The sequence below is a fragment of the Micromonospora sp. NPDC050795 genome, assembly GCF_044456785.1.
Taxonomy (GTDB): Bacteria; Actinomycetota; Actinomycetes; order Mycobacteriales; family Micromonosporaceae; genus Micromonospora.
The window spans coordinates 34421-49248 of record NZ_JBITGE010000043.1 but is presented as its reverse complement, the minus strand read 5'-3'; the positions used below and the strand labels follow the sequence as shown (position 1 = coordinate 49248).

General features: G+C 72.3%; 12 protein-coding genes and 1 pseudogene. 4 read left to right on the top strand and 9 right to left on the bottom strand.

Annotation, left to right across the window (positions count from 1 at the left end; translation table 11 throughout):
- Nucleotides 1–205 precede the first annotated feature (205 nt).
- Together ACIBEF_RS28505 and ACIBEF_RS28500 are read right to left on the bottom strand one after the other, a co-directional pair.
- On the bottom strand, nt 206–814 hold the full coding sequence (locus ACIBEF_RS28505) for a VTT domain-containing protein (RefSeq protein WP_357230442.1): 609 nt from the start codon (nt 812–814) through the stop codon (nt 206–208).
- Between the two features lie 101 nt (nt 815–915).
- Nucleotides 916–1599: a class I SAM-dependent methyltransferase gene (locus ACIBEF_RS28500; RefSeq protein WP_396796323.1), complete on the bottom strand. Its 684-nt coding sequence runs from the start codon at nt 1597–1599 to the stop codon at nt 916–918.
- Between the two features lie 193 nt (nt 1600–1792).
- Here ACIBEF_RS28500 and ACIBEF_RS28495 point away from each other — a divergent pair, with 193 nt between their 5' ends.
- Nucleotides 1793–1996 (top strand): cold-shock protein, encoded by a 204-nt coding sequence (locus ACIBEF_RS28495; RefSeq protein WP_007462771.1) that lies wholly within the window; start codon nt 1793–1795, stop codon nt 1994–1996.
- Nucleotides 1997–2044: 48 nt separating this feature from the next.
- Here ACIBEF_RS28495 and ACIBEF_RS28490 read toward each other — a convergent pair whose 3' ends face one another.
- The 5 genes and pseudogenes from ACIBEF_RS28490 to ACIBEF_RS28470 all read right to left on the bottom strand — a co-directional run bounded on the left by ACIBEF_RS28490 (nt 2045) and on the right by ACIBEF_RS28470 (nt 7233).
- Entirely contained in the window at nt 2045–3325 is a 1281-nt protein-coding gene (locus ACIBEF_RS28490; RefSeq protein WP_396796321.1) for an MFS transporter, read from the bottom strand.
- On the bottom strand, nt 3322–3897 hold the full coding sequence (locus ACIBEF_RS28485; RefSeq protein ID WP_396796319.1) for an ArsR/SmtB family transcription factor: 576 nt from the start codon (nt 3895–3897) through the stop codon (nt 3322–3324). Before ACIBEF_RS28485 ends, ACIBEF_RS28490 begins: the two co-directional genes overlap by 4 nt.
- 107 nt (nt 3898–4004) lie before the next feature.
- Entirely contained in the window at nt 4005–4880 is an 876-nt protein-coding gene (locus tag ACIBEF_RS28480) for a hypothetical protein (protein WP_396796318.1), read from the bottom strand.
- A gap of 158 nt (nt 4881–5038) precedes the next feature.
- A pseudogene (locus ACIBEF_RS28475) lies at nt 5039–6714 on the bottom strand (CocE/NonD family hydrolase).
- Between the two features lie 3 nt (nt 6715–6717).
- Nucleotides 6718–7233, bottom strand: coding sequence for a MarR family winged helix-turn-helix transcriptional regulator (locus ACIBEF_RS28470; protein WP_393222824.1), 516 nt, complete (start codon nt 7231–7233; stop codon nt 6718–6720).
- 123 nt (nt 7234–7356) lie between these two features.
- Between ACIBEF_RS28470 and ACIBEF_RS28465 the strand changes: the two genes are divergently transcribed.
- Nucleotides 7357–9477, top strand: a complete 2121-nt coding sequence (locus tag ACIBEF_RS28465; RefSeq protein ID WP_396796316.1) for an MMPL family transporter — start codon at nt 7357–7359, stop codon at nt 9475–9477.
- 46 nt (nt 9478–9523) lie between these two features.
- On the opposite strand, the gene ACIBEF_RS28460 is transcribed toward ACIBEF_RS28465, so the two are convergent.
- Together ACIBEF_RS28460 and ACIBEF_RS28455 are read right to left on the bottom strand one after the other, a co-directional pair.
- A complete protein-coding gene (locus tag ACIBEF_RS28460; RefSeq protein ID WP_396796315.1) occupies nt 9524–10399 on the bottom strand; it encodes a transglycosylase SLT domain-containing protein in 876 nt (291 codons plus the stop codon).
- Nucleotides 10400–10433: 34 nt separating this feature from the next.
- Entirely contained in the window at nt 10434–11855 is a 1422-nt protein-coding gene (locus ACIBEF_RS28455) for a DedA family protein (protein WP_396796314.1), read from the bottom strand.
- A gap of 133 nt (nt 11856–11988) precedes the next feature.
- On the opposite strand from ACIBEF_RS28455, the gene typA reads away from it, so the two are divergent.
- Both typA and ACIBEF_RS28445 read left to right on the top strand, forming a co-directional pair.
- A complete protein-coding gene (typA, locus tag ACIBEF_RS28450; protein ID WP_396796312.1) occupies nt 11989–13857 on the top strand; it encodes a translational GTPase TypA in 1869 nt (622 codons plus the stop codon).
- A 115-nt stretch (nt 13858–13972) separates the two neighbouring features.
- Nucleotides 13973–14824: a serine hydrolase gene (locus ACIBEF_RS28445; protein WP_396796311.1), complete on the top strand. Its 852-nt coding sequence runs from the start codon at nt 13973–13975 to the stop codon at nt 14822–14824.
- The last annotated feature ends 4 nt before the right edge of the window (nt 14825–14828 follow it).

Genomic DNA, 14828 nt, shown 5'->3' with positions numbered 1-14828 from the left:
TGCGCCCGCTCCCCCACCACCTCCCGCCCCCCCCCCCCCCCCCCCCCCCCCCCCGCCCCCCCGCCCCCCCCCCCCCCCCCCCCCCCCCCCGGGGGGGGCGCCCCCCCCCGCCCCACCCACCGCAACCCGGCCCCAGAGCCGGGCACGGCAGACCCCCCACCGCGCCCGACTCCAAGCGCCCCACCCCCCAGAGCGAAGAACAGCTTCAGCCGACGACGGCGAACAACCGCCGCCGCGCCCCCAGCAACGCGACGGAAGCCAGCACCAGCCCGACCCCCATCGTGACCAGCAGCGGGCTGGGGTCGCCCGGCAGCAGCGCGGCCACCGACCGTGACGCGGTGCCCAGGGCGAGGTAGAGACCGGCCCAGGCGGCCGCGCCGATCGTCGCGCAGCCGAGAAATCGGCGGTACGACATCCGCAGCCCGCCGGCGGCCAGTGGCAGGAGCGCGTTGAAGACCGGCAGGAACGGCGCGACCACCATCATCCGGCCGCCGCCGCGACGCAGGATTCCTTCGGCCGCTGTCCAGCGGGCCTCGCCGATCCAGCCACCGATGCGGCTGTCGCGCAGTCGGTCGGAGTAGCGACGGCCGACCAGGAAGCTCAGTGACCAGCCGGCCAGGCAACCGATCAGCACCGCGGTGAAGGTGGCCAGCCCGGTGCTCGGGCGGCCGACGCCGACGGCGGCGAGGATCGCGACGTCGCCGGGGACCAGGACACCCAGCAGGGGTACGGCGTCGAAGAGCATGACGAGCCCGAGCGCGCCCATCAGCAGCAGAACCGGTAGTTCTCCGATCTGGGCCAGCCATTGCGTCATGCGTCGACGCTATGGCCGTGGCGCCACTTCGGACATCCGGTCGTAGCCCCCAGTGACCCCTGGTATCCGCCTCGGGGTCGCCCCTGAGTCGGGGGTGCGCCTCAGGCGGGGCGCAGCACCTGCACGTGGCGTAGCGACGAGTCGACCGACGGTTCGGTGGTGGGTACCGGGTAGTCGGCCAGCACGGTGAGGCGGTCCGTCGGCAGGTGTCCGCGGCCGGGGTCGCCGACCAGCACGTCGGCACCTGCGGCGGCGGCCCGCTGCAGGAAGGGCAGCATCCGGTCGGCCATCGCGCGGTCGTAGAAGACGTCTCCGGCGAGGACCAGGTCGACCTTCGCCTCGGTGCTGTCGAGCAGGTCGTCCCCGGTGGCGTCGACGGCGACGTGGTTGGCCCGCGCGTTGAGGGTGACGGCGGCGACGGCGTACGGGTCGATGTCGTTGGCGATCACCTCCGCGGCGCCGGCGAGCGCGGCGGCGATGGCCACCAGACCGGACCCGGCGGCGAGGTCGAGCACCCGGCGACCGGCGGCCAGTTCCGGGTGGTCCAGGAGGTGGCGGGCCAGGGCCTGTCCCCCGGCCCAGGCGGACGCCCAGTACGGCGCGGGCAGCGCCCGTCCGGCGGCGGCCTCCATCCGGGCCCACCAGACGATCGCGTCCTCGGCCAGGTGCAGCCGCACCTCGGGGACGAACGGGGTGGGCATCAACCGGAGCCGGTCCAGACCAGCACCGGGCGCGTGGATCTCGCGTTCCAGCTCGGTCATCGCGTCGGCTGCGGCATCACTCATCGGCGCAAGCATGCCGCAGCGGCGGTTGGTCGGGGCGGGTTTCACATGCCGCCGCGCAGAGTTCACCCGAGTTCAGTCAAATACCTACGGCACTTCGGCCAGCGGATCGGGGTTTTGCCCGTTACTGTCGGACAGGTACGGGCGATCATCGGCCAGAGGCCGAGGGTCAGCCGCTTTGAACAGGGAGAGATGCATGGCAACCGGCACGGTTAAGTGGTTCAACTCGGAAAAGGGCTTCGGCTTCATCGAGCAGGACGGTGGAGGGCCGGACGTGTTCGTCCACTACTCCGCCATCGCTTCGAGCGGCTACCGGGAGCTCAACGAGGGCCAGAAGGTCGAGTTCGAGGTGACCCAGGGGCAGAAGGGTCCGCAGGCGGACAACGTCCGCCCGATGTAGCTCCGTGCCGGTGACGGCGGCCGGTCTCCGGCCGCCGTCGCAGCGCACTCAAGACGCCGCCGGGGCGGCGGGCAGGTCCCGCCGCCTCCGGATTGGTCCGACCAACAGAATCAACGGGGTGAACGCCAGCCAGGCGGTCATCACGACAATTGCCGTCTCGACGCCGTAACGTGCGCCGATGGCACCGGCCAGCACGGCCGCCAGCGGGATCGTGCCGTAGTTGAGCAGATGCATGCTCACCGTCACCCGGCCCAGCAGGTGGTGTGGCGTGTAGGTCTGCCGGAAGGCGCCCTTGACCACGTTGCCAATGGCCACCCCGAGACCGATCAGCAGGCCGCCGAGGGCTGGCCAGGCCAGCCCGACGCCGGGCGCGGCGAGCGGGATGAGCAGCGCGGGCGGGCCGGTGAGCGCCGCCGCGATCAGCAGCGCCCGTGCGGTGCCGCAGCGCCGGGCCACCGTGGTGGCGAGCAGCGCGCCGATGATCCCGCCGGCGCTCATCACACCGACGAGCCCACCCACCAGGCCCGGTTCGAGACGTAGTTCACGGACCAGGAAGACCACCAGGACGGCCTGGTAGCCGGTCAGCCCGATATTGCTGGCCGCGCCGAAGAGCGTGAGCACCCGCAGGTACGGGTCCCTGATGACGAAGCGCAGCCCCTCGGTGATGTCCCGGCGCAGCGATCGGGACCGCTGCGAGGGTCGTACGCGTGGTTCGCGGGTGCGGATGCGCAACAGGAACATCGCGGAGAGCAGGAATGTGAACGCGTCCAGCAGCAGCGCGGCGACGGCGCCGACGAGCTGGGCGATCAGGCCGGCGAGGCCGCGTCCGACGACGTAGCTCACGGTCTGGGTCGCCTGGAGCTTGGCGTTGCCCTCCGGCAGTTGCCCGGGTCGCAGCAGCACCGGCAGGTAGACCTGGTCGGCGGTTTCGAAGAAGACCCGCGCGGCGCCCGCGCTGAGGGCCACCACCAGTAGTTGCGCGACGGTGAGTCGGTCCAGCACGGCGGCCAGCGGCACGCTGAGGAAGGCCACCGCGCAGAGCAGGTCGCAGATCACCATCACCGGTCGGCGGGGCAGCCGGTCGACCCACGCGCCGGCCGGCAGGCCGATCAGCAACCAGGGCAGCCAGGCCGCCGCGGTGAGCACCGCCACCTGGAAGGTGCCGGCGTCGAGGACGGCGACCGCGACCAGCGGAAGCGCGACAGTGGTGACGTTGCTGCCGACGCTGCTGACCGCCTGGCCGGCCCAGAGCAGCCGGAAGTCGCGGTGCCGCAGCAGCCCTCCGGTCGGCCGGACGTCGGCGTCGTCAGAGCGGGTGGCGATGGTCACGGTCGGGCCGGTACGCCGTGGACGAAGACGAAGACCGGCCTGCGGTCGGCGTCGTCGTCGGGTAGCTCCCGGTCGGCCCAGCGGCCGAGGACCTCGATCATCTCGTGGCTCAGCTCGGCCAACTCCTGCGGCGTGAGGTTCAGCCAGTGGTCCGTGGAGAAGGGCGCGTCGTTCCAGGTGGCCTGGGTGCTCTCGTCGGCGGCGTGCCAGGCCCGGGCCAGGGCGACGTGCCGGTCCAGGTTGAGCGAGGTGGCGGCGTCGGCGACCGCGCGGGAGGCCGGGTCGGCGTCGAAGTCGGCGTTGGACCAGCGCAACCCCCTGGTCACCAGGCGCCACCACCGCTCGCGCCGGTCCCGGGCCAACTCGGGCGCCTCGGCGACCAGGTCGGCGGCGGCGAGGACCTTGAGGTGGTGGCTGACGTTCGCGGGGGCCTGGTCGGTGCGCTCGGCGAGCAGCCCGACGGTGGAGGGCCCGTGGACCTTGAACACGTCCATCATCCGGCGGCGCAGCGGGTGGGACATGGCGGCCAGCACCCGGGAGTCGGTGACCTGGCGTACGTCGGGGCTGTTCATGTCGACAGCCTGACATCCGCAACGACTATTGCGCAACACTTATTGCCCAACAGTCGTTGCGGATTGCGTCAAGAGGGGCGGCCCGGCGGCTACGAACCGCCCCTCGCTCAGGCGACGAGCCGGCGGGCCAACTCGTCGGCCACCTGCTTGGCGATCGTGGGCGGGATCGCGGCAGCGATCTCCTCCGGGGTCAGCCCGGCCAGCACGCCCTGGATGATCGCCTCCTCGTCGGTGAAGTCCCGGTTGGACAACTCGGTCAGCGCGGCCTGCAGGGCGGTGACCTGCAGACCGAGCGATTTCAGGGTCGGGTGGGCCGGCCTGAAGTTCGCAACGGTGGCGTCCTCACCCATCGCCATCCGGGTGTAGATCTGCCCGATCGGGTTGCGGCCGTCCAGGACGGTGAGGTTCTTGTGGACGGTGGCCAGCCAGTTGTGCTCTTCGGGGGTCATGTCGTCGTCCTCCAGGAGTCCGATGGAACTGAGGTAGCGGCGGAACAGGGGCTGCTGGTCGCGGCCCGCCTTGATGGCGTCGCGAAAGAAGCTGAAGTGGGTGTGCCAACGGTGTGAGCTGTCGCCGGTGGTGCGCTTGCCGAGGCGATCCCACCGCTTCACAGTGCTGCCGTCGGGGCTGTAGATGATCTCCCGGATGTCCCGGGTGTCTGCCGCGTTCGCGACGCACTGCGCGACGCACCAGACCGAGAAGCTGGGCAGGGTGTTCGATCGGCCACCGGAACGGACATCGAACTGTCCGACGTCCAGCGCCGCCGCGTCGAGGGTCAGCCCGGCCCGGTCCCGAGGCGACTCGACCACCGAGTAGTCGTTGGGGACCACCCGGTCCGATCCGCAGTGGTAGCCGCCCCGGTGGGCCGAGTCACCGACGATGCCGACCTCGCCCGGATCCAGGTCGTCGGGCCCGGGAGCGTTGTCGAGGTGAGTGAGGAGCAGACTTCGGACGGCCAGAAGGTTAGCCGGGGCCCGGGTCATGGGGTCCCCCTTTCCGAGAGGTGGGGACCGGGCACGACGTCACACCGCGTACGCGGTGCTGGGCTTCGGGCGAGCCCGGCCTACTGGTGCACGGCGCCGGGCGTTGACTCCACCATAGCCCGCATTTCCGGTAAACGCCCAGCTCAGGAGGGGTCTGTTCAGATTGGAGGTTGGTGCGGGGCAGAGTGGACGATCGGCAGCAGCAGCGCCGAGGGTGCGCCGGGTCGTGCAGAACCTGCCGCCAACCGGCACGTAGCGTCACCGCCGTGCCGAGCGGTTCGCCGGTGCCGGGGTTGCGCGCCCACCGTGGATGGGCGCCGCCGGAGACCTGCACCCGCAGTCGGTGCCCGGCGGCGAAGCGGTACGCGGTCGGCCAGAGCGGCACCGGAATCCGCAGCGCCCCGGAAGGGTCGGCCGGGAAGCGCTCGGGCGTTACCCGCACCAGACCGTCGCACACGTTCCACGAGCGACCCCGGCGGTCCACGTCGCACAGACGAACGAAAACGTCCAGGTAGGGCAGATCGCTGCGCAGGTGGATCTCGGCGCGGACCGGGCCGATCACCTCGACCGGCGCGGTCAGCGGGGCGCTGGTGTAGGTCAGCACGTCGGGGCGGGCCTCGACCCGCCGGTTGTCGACCGGGCCGGCCCGTTGGGCGACGAGCAGTGGACCGCCGAGCGACGGGGTGGGGTCGGCGGGGTCGTAGCGGAACGCGTCCGGTGTCGACACGACAGGTGGGCGTGCCGCCAGCGCCCCACCGGGTTGCAGGTGCCAGGCGGTCTGGACCGCCGGGGGTGGCCAGTCCGGCAGGTCCCGCCAGCCGCCACCGGCGCCGCCGACGTGAAGGCGCACGGGCGGCCGGGCTGGTCCCGCCGGGCTGTGCGATCGAGTCGTGGCCGGCAGATGCTCGTCGAGCCAGGCCAACCCCTCGCACAGCGCGCCCACGAACAGTCCGGGGCTGCCGTGCGTCCATGGGCCGATGACCAGGCGCGGCGGTGTGCCGGCGGCGCGCAGCACGGCGTGGTCGTCGAGCTGGGCGGGCAGGAAGATGTCGTGCCAACCGATGACCATCACCACCGGCGCCCGCACCTTCGCGACCTGGTCGGCGAAGACCCGGGACCGCCAGTACGCGGCCTGCGGTGTGTGGTGCCGTAGCCACTCCTGGAAGAACGGGATGGTCACGCCGGTGGCCACCCGGTCGGCCTCGGCCAGCGGGAGGTGCTCCAGCGCGGCGGCCAGCCGGGGTTGCCCGCGCTTGAGTTCCCACTGCCGGGCCAGCCACGGCACGGTCTGCGCGTGCAGCAGCTCCGCCCAGGTCAGCACGGTGTCCAGGGCGAAGGACTCTCCCGCGTACGTCGAGTCGCGGGTGGCCGAGGCGGTCACCACCGCGACCATGGCGCGCAGCTCCTCGTCGGCGTCGGCGGCCAGGGCCCACTGGGCGAAGCCCTGGTAGCTGACCCCGAACATGCCGAGTTGCCCGGACCACCAGGGCTGGCGACGCAGCCAGTCGAGCGTGTCCGCGCCGTCGTCGCGCTCGTGCACCAGCGGGGCGAATGTTCCACCGGAGCCGCCGGTGCCCCGGCACGACTGGATCACCGCGTGTCGACCCCGGGCGGCGAGCAGCCGACCGAGCAGCCGCAGCGGCCCACCCCGCCCGTAGGGGGTGCGGATCAGCACGGTCGGCGCACCACGGACGGCCGGGGCGTAGTGGTCGGTGCGCAGCACCACGCCGTCGCGGGCCCGCACCGCGAGGTCACGGCTGACCCGCACCGGGCCGGGGCGGGTCGGGGTTAGGCGCAGCGCGGCGCTGGCGAGGCGGGTGACGAGGTGCGGCACCGGTCAGCCCGTCGGGCGGCGGGGTGACTCCGGCCGGGTGGCGCGCACCGCGTCGCGGTGCCCGCGCAGCGACTCGCTCATCTCCTCCATGAACCGGTGCACCACCTCCAGCTCGTCCTCGCTGAAGCGGGCCATCACCGTGTCGGTACGGGCGCCCAGCGGCCGGAAGAACTCCATGGCCAGCGCGGCGCCCTGGTCGGCGTAGTGCAGCAGCACCTTGCGCCGGTCGACGGTGTCCCGGTCGCGGCGGATGTGCCCGGCCCGTTCCAGACGGTCGATCAGGGCCGTGACCGAGCCGGAGGAGAGGTTCAGCTGCTCGCCGAGACGGCCGGGGGTGATCGGGTCACCGAGCAGCTCGGCGTCCATCACCGCGATCAACGCCTGCAGGTCGGTCGGGTTGAGGCCGTGCAGGTTGGCGAAGGCGTGGCCGACCTGTTGGGCGTCCACCGCGTACCGCCGGAGGTTGTTGGTGATCTCCGCGGCCAGCTGCTCGCGGCGCGTGTCGCGCCGTCGGTACATGCCGTGAGTCGCCACCTCGCGCCGCTCTTCCCGTCGTTGATCCCCCGGGTTGCAGCATAGAGCAGCCCCGGATAATCTCGGCCATCAAGATACTCGGCTTCCGAAATACCTTGAGGTCACCTGATGTCTGTGTTCACCAGAGTCGCTCGTGGCCGGCTGGCCGCCTGGCTCACAGTGGCCGCCGCGATCGTCGTGGGCGCGGCCGTCTTCGGGACACCCCAGCCGGACAACCCGGCACCGGTCTCCGCCACCGGCCTGTCCGTGCAGTGGCAGTCGACCCAGGTGCAACGTCTGCAGGATCAGCTGCCCTCCAGCGACGTGCAGCCGGCCATCGTGGTGATCAGTCGCGGTGACGGCGGCGCGCTGAGCGAAACCGACCGGGCGACCGTCGGCGCTCGCGCCGACGGCCTGCGCCGCTTCGCAGTGGGTGGGCAGGTCAGCCCCGCCCAGGTCTCCCCGGACGGCGCGGTGGCCCTGGTCGCCGTGCCGTTGGACACCGCCGGCGGGCAGGAGGTCGTCACCGACGCGGTGACCCAGCTGCGCGCCACCCTCGCGGACCTGCCCGACGGGCTGACCGCCGAGGTGACCGGCGCCCCGGCGTTCACCGCCGACCTCTCCTCGGTGTTCGACGGCGCCGACGTCACCCTGCTCGTGGTGACCGCCGCCGTGGTCGCGCTGCTGCTGTTGATCACCTACCGCAGCCCGTTCCTGTGGATCGTGCCGCTGGTCGTGGTCGCCGCCACCGAGCAGCTCACCCTGCGCGCGGTGGACGTCATCGTGCCGGGCGTCGGCATCAACCTCCAGCAGGGTCAGGTCACCGGCATCGCCAGCGTCCTGGTCTTCGGCGCCGCCACCGACTACGCGCTGCTGCTCATCGCCCGCTACCGGGAGGAGCTGCGCCGCGAGGAGGACCGGTTCGCGGCGATGCGCGCCGCGTTACGCCGCACCGCCGAGCCGATCCTCGCCAGCGGCGGCACCGTCGTGCTCGGCGTGCTCACCCTGCTGCTCAGTGAGCAGGAAACCAACCGGGCGCTGGCCGTGGCCTGCGCCACCGGTGTGGTCTTCGCCATGCTCTCGGCCCTGTTCGTGCTCCCCGCCGTGCTGGTGCTCTTCGGTCGCGGCCTGTTCTGGCCGTTCGTGCCCCGGGTCGGCGGCCCGGTACGCGAGGGTCGGCTCTGGGGTCGGCTCGGCGCCGCCGTCCAACGCCGCCCGGTGGTGGTCGCGACGCTGGCCACGGTGCTGCTCGGCGGCCTGGCGCTGGGTGGGCTCGGCATCCGTACCGGCCTGTCCGAGACCGAGCAGTTCCGGGCCGAGCCGGAGGCGGTGACCGGCGCACAGACCCTGGCCAGGGCCTTCCCCGCCGGCAGCACCCAGCCCGTCGCCGTGATCACCACCCCGGCGGCGGTGCGGGCGGTCACCGACGCCGCCACCGCGGTACCCGGTGTCGCCTCGGCGCGACCCGGCGACGCCGGCACGGCCGTCGCCCAGGTCGACGTGGTCCTCGACGCCGAACCCGGCACCACCGCCTCGGACCGCGCGATCGAGGCGCTGCGCGCGGCAGTCGCCGCCGTCCCCGACTCCGCGCCGCCGGCCGCCGACGGCGCCGACGCCCCGTCCGGGGCGATCGTCGGTGGCTCCGTGGCCGCCACGTACGACTCCGACGAGGCCAACGACCGGGACCTGCGGCTCATCCTGCCGATCATCCTGCTGCTGGTCGGCGCCGTGCTCGTGCTGCTGCTCCGCGGTCTGCTCGCGCCCCTGCTGCTGGTGCTCACCGTGATCGCCTCGTACTTCGCCAGCCTCGGCGCGGCCTGGCTGCTCTTCGACCACGTGCTGGGCTTCCCGGCGCTGGACAGCGGTGTGCTGCTGCTCGCCTTCGTGTTCCTGGTGGCGCTCGGGGTGGACTACAACATCTTCCTGGTCACCCGGGCCCGGGAGGACGCCCGCAGCGCCGGCACCCGCGCCGGGATGCTCTCCGCCCTGCGGGTCACCGGCGGTGTGATCACCAGCGCCGGAGTGCTGCTGGCCGCGGTCTTCGCCGTGCTCGGTGTGCTGCCGCTGATCACCCTGACCCAGATCGGGATCATCGTCTGCATCGGTGTGCTGCTCGACACCCTGCTGGTCCGTACGGTCCTGGTGCCGTCGTTGGCGTTCCTGCTCGGCGACCGCTTCTGGTGGCCCGGCCGCATCACGCCCGACCCGGCCACCCCGCGCTCGCCCGAGCCGGTCGCCGCACACGACTGACCGGCCCGTCGGGGCCGCGGCGAACCCGCCACGGCCCCGACGAGAGTCAGTACGACAGGCAGACGCACTCGTTCATCAGTGCCCGCACGTTACGCACGTACGACGGGTTGGGGATCGTCAGCGGCTTCCCCTCCTGAGCCACCGCACCGTGCCCGAAGTTGTACGCGGCGATGACGGCGTTGAGCAGGCAGGAATTCAGCTCGCTGGTGCACAGTGCCGGGTCGAGCCGGAAGTCGGACTCGAAGTACATGTCGCCGATGTACTTCGTCGCCCAGGCCAGGTAGGTCGCGCCGAGGTAGGCGTTGTCCTGGTACGCGTCGATCTTGTAGCTCTTCTCGAACCGCTGGTTCATCCACGTCGCGGTGTCCGGCATCACCTGCAACAGCCCGACCCCACCGTCGCAGGCGTAGATGTTGGACTGCCAGCCGCTCTCCTGCCACGCGGTGGCCTTGAGCAGGTTGAGCGGGATCTTGATGTCCGGTGCCGACGACGGCCAGTAGGTGCGGCTGGCCGCATCGGTCAGCGCCGCCTTCACCTCGGACCGGGACGCCTGGCTGCCCTTGTAGGTCGGCTTGCAGGAACTCGGCGCGGGCTTCGGCGGCGCCGGTGGAACCTCGGTCTCGGTGGGCGGCTTCGGCACCGCGCGCGGCTTCGGCGCCGCCCGGGTCGGCTTCTTCCTCGTCTTCGGCTTCGGGGTGGCGCTCCGACTCGGCGCGGAACCCATCGACTCCACGGCGCTCACCGACGGGCTCGGCTCCCCGTCGACCTCGTCGGACGGGGCATCGGTCGGCCCGTCGGTGATGGCGACCGGCGCGGCCACGCCCGATGGGCTCTCCCCCTTGGCGGCGCAGCCGACGAGCACGCTCGCCAGCAGAAGCCCGGCGAGCACTGCGGCGCCCAGCCGTTCGGTGCGTCGAACCATGCCGTTGCCTCCCCCGTGTGATTGTCGCCGCACCCTAACAAGGTTCGACCGGGCGGCGTTGCCCCTGCGACGGCCGCCGGGGGGCCTGGTCCACCGGGGGCTGACCATTGCCCACCGCCCGGTCCCGGGTCGCCCAGGCGACCATGAACACCACGGTCCAGAGCACCCCGAGCAGCACCGCCGCGGCCGTCCCGCTCGCCGTTTCCAGTCCGAGATAGAGCCGCGCGCCGCCGATCCCGAGCACCCCCGCCGTCGCGGCGGTCCAGGCAGCCACCGCCACCGGCCACCGGGCGCTGCGCGACACCAGCCACGCCAGGGTGCAGAAACTCGCCGCGACCACGGCGCTCTGGGTGGAGAGCGCCGCCACCTCACCGCCACCAGGGGCGGTCCCGTGCGGGCCGGTCAGTTCGGCCACGACGGCCAGCACCACCAGCGGCACGAACGCGCCCGCCGTGCCGACCACGCTGAGCAGATCCGCCCGCCAGGGCCGGTTGCGCCACGCCAGCACCGCCGCCACCAGCGCCACCAACAGGATCAGCACCGACCCGCGTACCACCGACACCACGACCAGTGTGGCGTCGGCGGCGTCCGGGGTACGCCGAACCGCGAACCACCCCGCGATGGCACCGTCCAGCGCCGCCAGACCACTGTTGCGGACCGCCACCGCGAGCAGACCGGCGATGGCGAGCCCGGCGGCGAACAGCAGCAGCAACCCGGCGGCCAGATTGAGCAGCAGCGTCCAGGCCGGGCCGATCCGCATGGCCACCAGGAAGAACAACACCCCGTAGCGGGCGGTGAGCCACCGCACCGGGGGCAGAGCGCCAGCCCGGGACAGCAGCGCGCGCGCCGGGTCGGGGTTGCGGCCCAGCCACCGAGCCACGAGCACCACACCCACCAGGCCGGCCAGCAGCAGGAACGCCACCCCGGTGGCCCGGCCCAGAAGCCGGGAGACCGTGTCGTACGACTCACCGGCGAGGTGACCGAGCAGCACCGAGCCGCCCACCCAGGTCACCACCCCGGCCAGGTTCCACAGGGCGAACCGCCGGTACGGCATACCGGCCGCACCGGCCAGCCGGGGCACCAGGGTCCGGGCGAAAGCCACCCATCGGGCGGCAAACACCCCCCGCCCACCCAGGCGGGCCAGCATGGCGTCGGCGCGGGCCCACCGCTGCGGCCCGACCCGGTGACCCAGCCCGGCGCGCAGCCGGGAGCCGTACCGCCGTCCGGCCCGAAAGGCCAGCCCATCGCCGAGGACCGCCGCGACGATCATCGCGAGCAACGCCGGCCCGAGCCGCAAGGTACCGTTGTAGGTGAGGAAGCCGACGAGCAGCAGGGTAGCCTCACCCGGCACGAGCAGGCCGAAGATCACCGCGGTCTCGCCCGCCACGATCAGCGCGGCGACCAGGTAGATCCACAGGGTGGGCAGACCCTGCACCCAGGTCAGCAGGTCGTGCACTCAGGCCCCCAGGACACGGGAGCCAGCATGCCAGCCGGGGGAACCACCGGCACAGCGGTTTCACCATAGATCAGGGGCACCTGGGGGTGACCCCGACGCAGCCTGCGCGAGCGCAGGCGGAAGGATAGAGGGTATGCAGCTTCGCACCGACCTCCGCAACGTCGCCATCATCGCTCACGTCGACCACGGCAAGACCACCCTGGTCGACGCCATGTTGCGGCAGGCCGGCGCGTACGGCGCACGCGGCGAGAACACCGAGCGGGTGATGGACTCCGGTGACCTCGAGCGGGAAAAGGGCATCACGATCCTGGCCAAGAACACCGGCGTGCGGTACCTGCCGGCGGACGGCTCCGACCCGGTCACCATCAACATCATCGACACCCCCGGCCACGCCGACTTCGGTGGCGAGGTGGAGCGCGGCCTGACCATGGTCGACGGTGTGGTGCTGCTCGTCGACGCCAGTGAGGGCCCCCTGCCGCAGACCCGTTTCGTGCTGCGCAAGGCGCTGCGGGCCCGGATGCCGATCATCCTGGTGATCAACAAGGTGGACCGTCCGGACGCCCGGATCAAGGAGGTCGTGGACGACACCTACGAGCTCTTCCTCGACCTGGACGCCGACGAGGAGCAGATCGACTTCCCGATCGTCTACGCCTGCGCCCGCGACGGCATCGCCTCGCTGACCCAGCCCGCCGACGGCTCGGTGCCCGACGACAGCACCTCCCTGGAGCCGCTGTTCCGCACCCTGCTGGACACCATCCCGGCACCCGCCTTCGAGGACGGCGCGCCGTTGCAGGCGCACGTCACCAACCTGGACGCCTCGCCGTTCCTCGGCCGGCTGGCGCTGTGCCGGGTCCGCCAGGGCACCATCAGCAAGGGTCAGACGGTCGCCTGGTGCCGCACCGACGGCAGCACCCAGCGGGTCCGCATCTCCGAGATGCTGATGACCGAGGGCCTGGAGCGTAAGCCGGCCGAGACCGCCGGCCCCGGCGACATCATCGCCGTCGCCGGCATCCCCGAGATCATGATCGGTGAGACCCTCGCCGACGTCGACGACCCGGTGGCGCTGCCGCTGATCACCGTCGACGAGCCGGCCATCTCGATGACCATCGGCACCAACACCTCGCCGCTGGTCGGCCGGGTCAAGGGCTCCAAGGTCACCGCCCGCATGGTCAAGGACCGGCTCGACAAGGAGCTGATCGGCAACGTGTCCCTGCGGGTCCTGCCCACCGAGCGGCCGGACGCCTGGGAGGTGCAGGGCCGCGGCGAGCTGGCGCTGGCCATCCTGGTCGAGCAGATGCGCCGGGAGAGCTACGAGCTGACCGTCGGCAAGCCGCAGGTGGTCACCCGGGAGATCGACGGCAAGACCTGCGAGCCGGTCGAGCGGCTGACCATCGACGCCCCGGAGGAATACCTGGGCGCGATCACCCAGCTCCTCGCCACCCGCAAGGGCCGGATGGAGCAGCTCGTCAACCACGGCACCGGCTGGATCCGGATGGAGTGGCTGGTGCCCGCGCGCGGCCTGATCGGCTTCCGCACCGAGTTCCTCACCGACACCCGGGGCACCGGCATCCTGCACCACGTCTTCGAGTCCTACGAGCCGTGGTTCGGCGAGCTGCGGACCCGCAACAACGGTTCGCTCGTCGCCGACCGGTCCGGCGCGGTCACCGCCTTCGCGATGATCAACCTTCAGGAGCGCGGCCAGCTCTTCGTCGAGCCGACCACCGAGGTGTACGAGGGCATGATCGTCGGGGAGAACTCCCGCTCCGACGACATGGACGTCAACATCACCAAGGAGAAGAAGCTCACCAACATGCGGGCGTCGACTTCCGACGAGACGGAGAAGCTGATCCCGCCGCGCAAGCTCTCCCTGGAGCAGGCCCTGGAGTTCTGCCGCGAGGACGAGTGCGTCGAGGTCACCCCGACCGCCGTGCGCATCCGCAAGGTGGTGCTCGACCAGCAGCAGCGGGGCCGCGCCGCCGCCCGCCGCAAGCACGCCGGCTGACCCACCCAGCACCCGGCACCGGGCGCGTCGACCGCTTGCGGCCGGCGCGCCCGGTCGTTTTTGACCCCGACGGGTACGCGAGCCCACCCACACCTGATCCGCTACGGTCACCGGCATGACCTGGGATGATCTCGATGCCCACCTGGACCAGGTGCCCGGCACCGTCTCCGCGTACGTGGGGCGCCTCGACGCGCCGCCGACCTGGACCCGCCACGCCGACGCCGGCCACTACGCCGCGAGCACCATGAAGGTGGCGGTGCTCGCCGCGCTGCACCGCGCCGCCGAGGCCGGCACCCTGGACCTGGACGCCCCGGTCCCGGTCGTCAACGACTTCGACTCCGCCCAGCCCGGCGCACCCCGCTTCGCCAACGCGCAGCCCTACGACAACGACGACGCGGTCTGGGAGCGCATCGGCGGCACCGCGACGCTGCGCTGGCTGGCCGACCGCATGATCGTGCGCTCCAGCAACCTCGCCACCAACCTCGTCCTCGGCCACGTCGGGCTGCCCGCGGTCGCCGAGGTCTGGGCGCTCGCCGGAGCCCGCAACAGCGTCACCGGCCGCGGCATCGAGGACTTCGCCGCCCGTGAGGCCGGCATCACCAACACGGTCACCGCCGCCGACCTGGCCGCCCTGCTCGGCGCACTGGCCACCGGGGCCGACACCCCCGGCCCACTCGCCTCACCGGCGGCCTGCACCACAATGCTGGACGTCCTGCTCGCCCAGGAACACCGCGAGGACCTCGCCGCCGGCCTGCCCACGGGCACCCGCATCGCGCACAAGAACGGTTGGGTACGCGGCGTCCGCCACGCCGCCGGCGTGGTGCTGCCCGACGACGCCCCGCCCTACCTGATCGCCGTCTGCACCACCGCCGAGCTGGCCGACGGCGACGACCAGGTGGAGGACGACGCCTGCCTGCTGCTCGCGCACATCTCGGCGCAGGTCTGGGCCGCCCGCCACCACCTCTGACCCG

Coding starts and splice junctions, on each gene's coding strand:
- ACIBEF_RS28465 (WP_396796316.1), top strand. CDS start 7,357: ATGTCTGTGTTCACCAGAGTCGCTCGTGGCCGGCTGGCCGCCTGGCTC.
- ACIBEF_RS28480 (WP_396796318.1), bottom strand. CDS start 4,880: ATGACCCGGGCCCCGGCTAACCTTCTGGCCGTCCGAAGTCTGCTCCTC.
- ACIBEF_RS28470 (WP_393222824.1), bottom strand. CDS start 7,233: ATGTACCGACGGCGCGACACGCGCCGCGAGCAGCTGGCCGCGGAGATC.
- ACIBEF_RS28485 (WP_396796319.1), bottom strand. CDS start 3,897: ATGAACAGCCCCGACGTACGCCAGGTCACCGACTCCCGGGTGCTGGCC.
- ACIBEF_RS28445 (WP_396796311.1), top strand. CDS start 13,973: ATGACCTGGGATGATCTCGATGCCCACCTGGACCAGGTGCCCGGCACC.
- typA (WP_396796312.1), top strand. CDS start 11,989: ATGCAGCTTCGCACCGACCTCCGCAACGTCGCCATCATCGCTCACGTC.
- ACIBEF_RS28495 (WP_007462771.1), top strand. CDS start 1,793: ATGGCAACCGGCACGGTTAAGTGGTTCAACTCGGAAAAGGGCTTCGGC.
- ACIBEF_RS28500 (WP_396796323.1), bottom strand. CDS start 1,599: ATGAGTGATGCCGCAGCCGACGCGATGACCGAGCTGGAACGCGAGATC.
- ACIBEF_RS28460 (WP_396796315.1), bottom strand. CDS start 10,399: ATGGTTCGACGCACCGAACGGCTGGGCGCCGCAGTGCTCGCCGGGCTT.
- ACIBEF_RS28505 (WP_357230442.1), bottom strand. CDS start 814: ATGACGCAATGGCTGGCCCAGATCGGAGAACTACCGGTTCTGCTGCTG.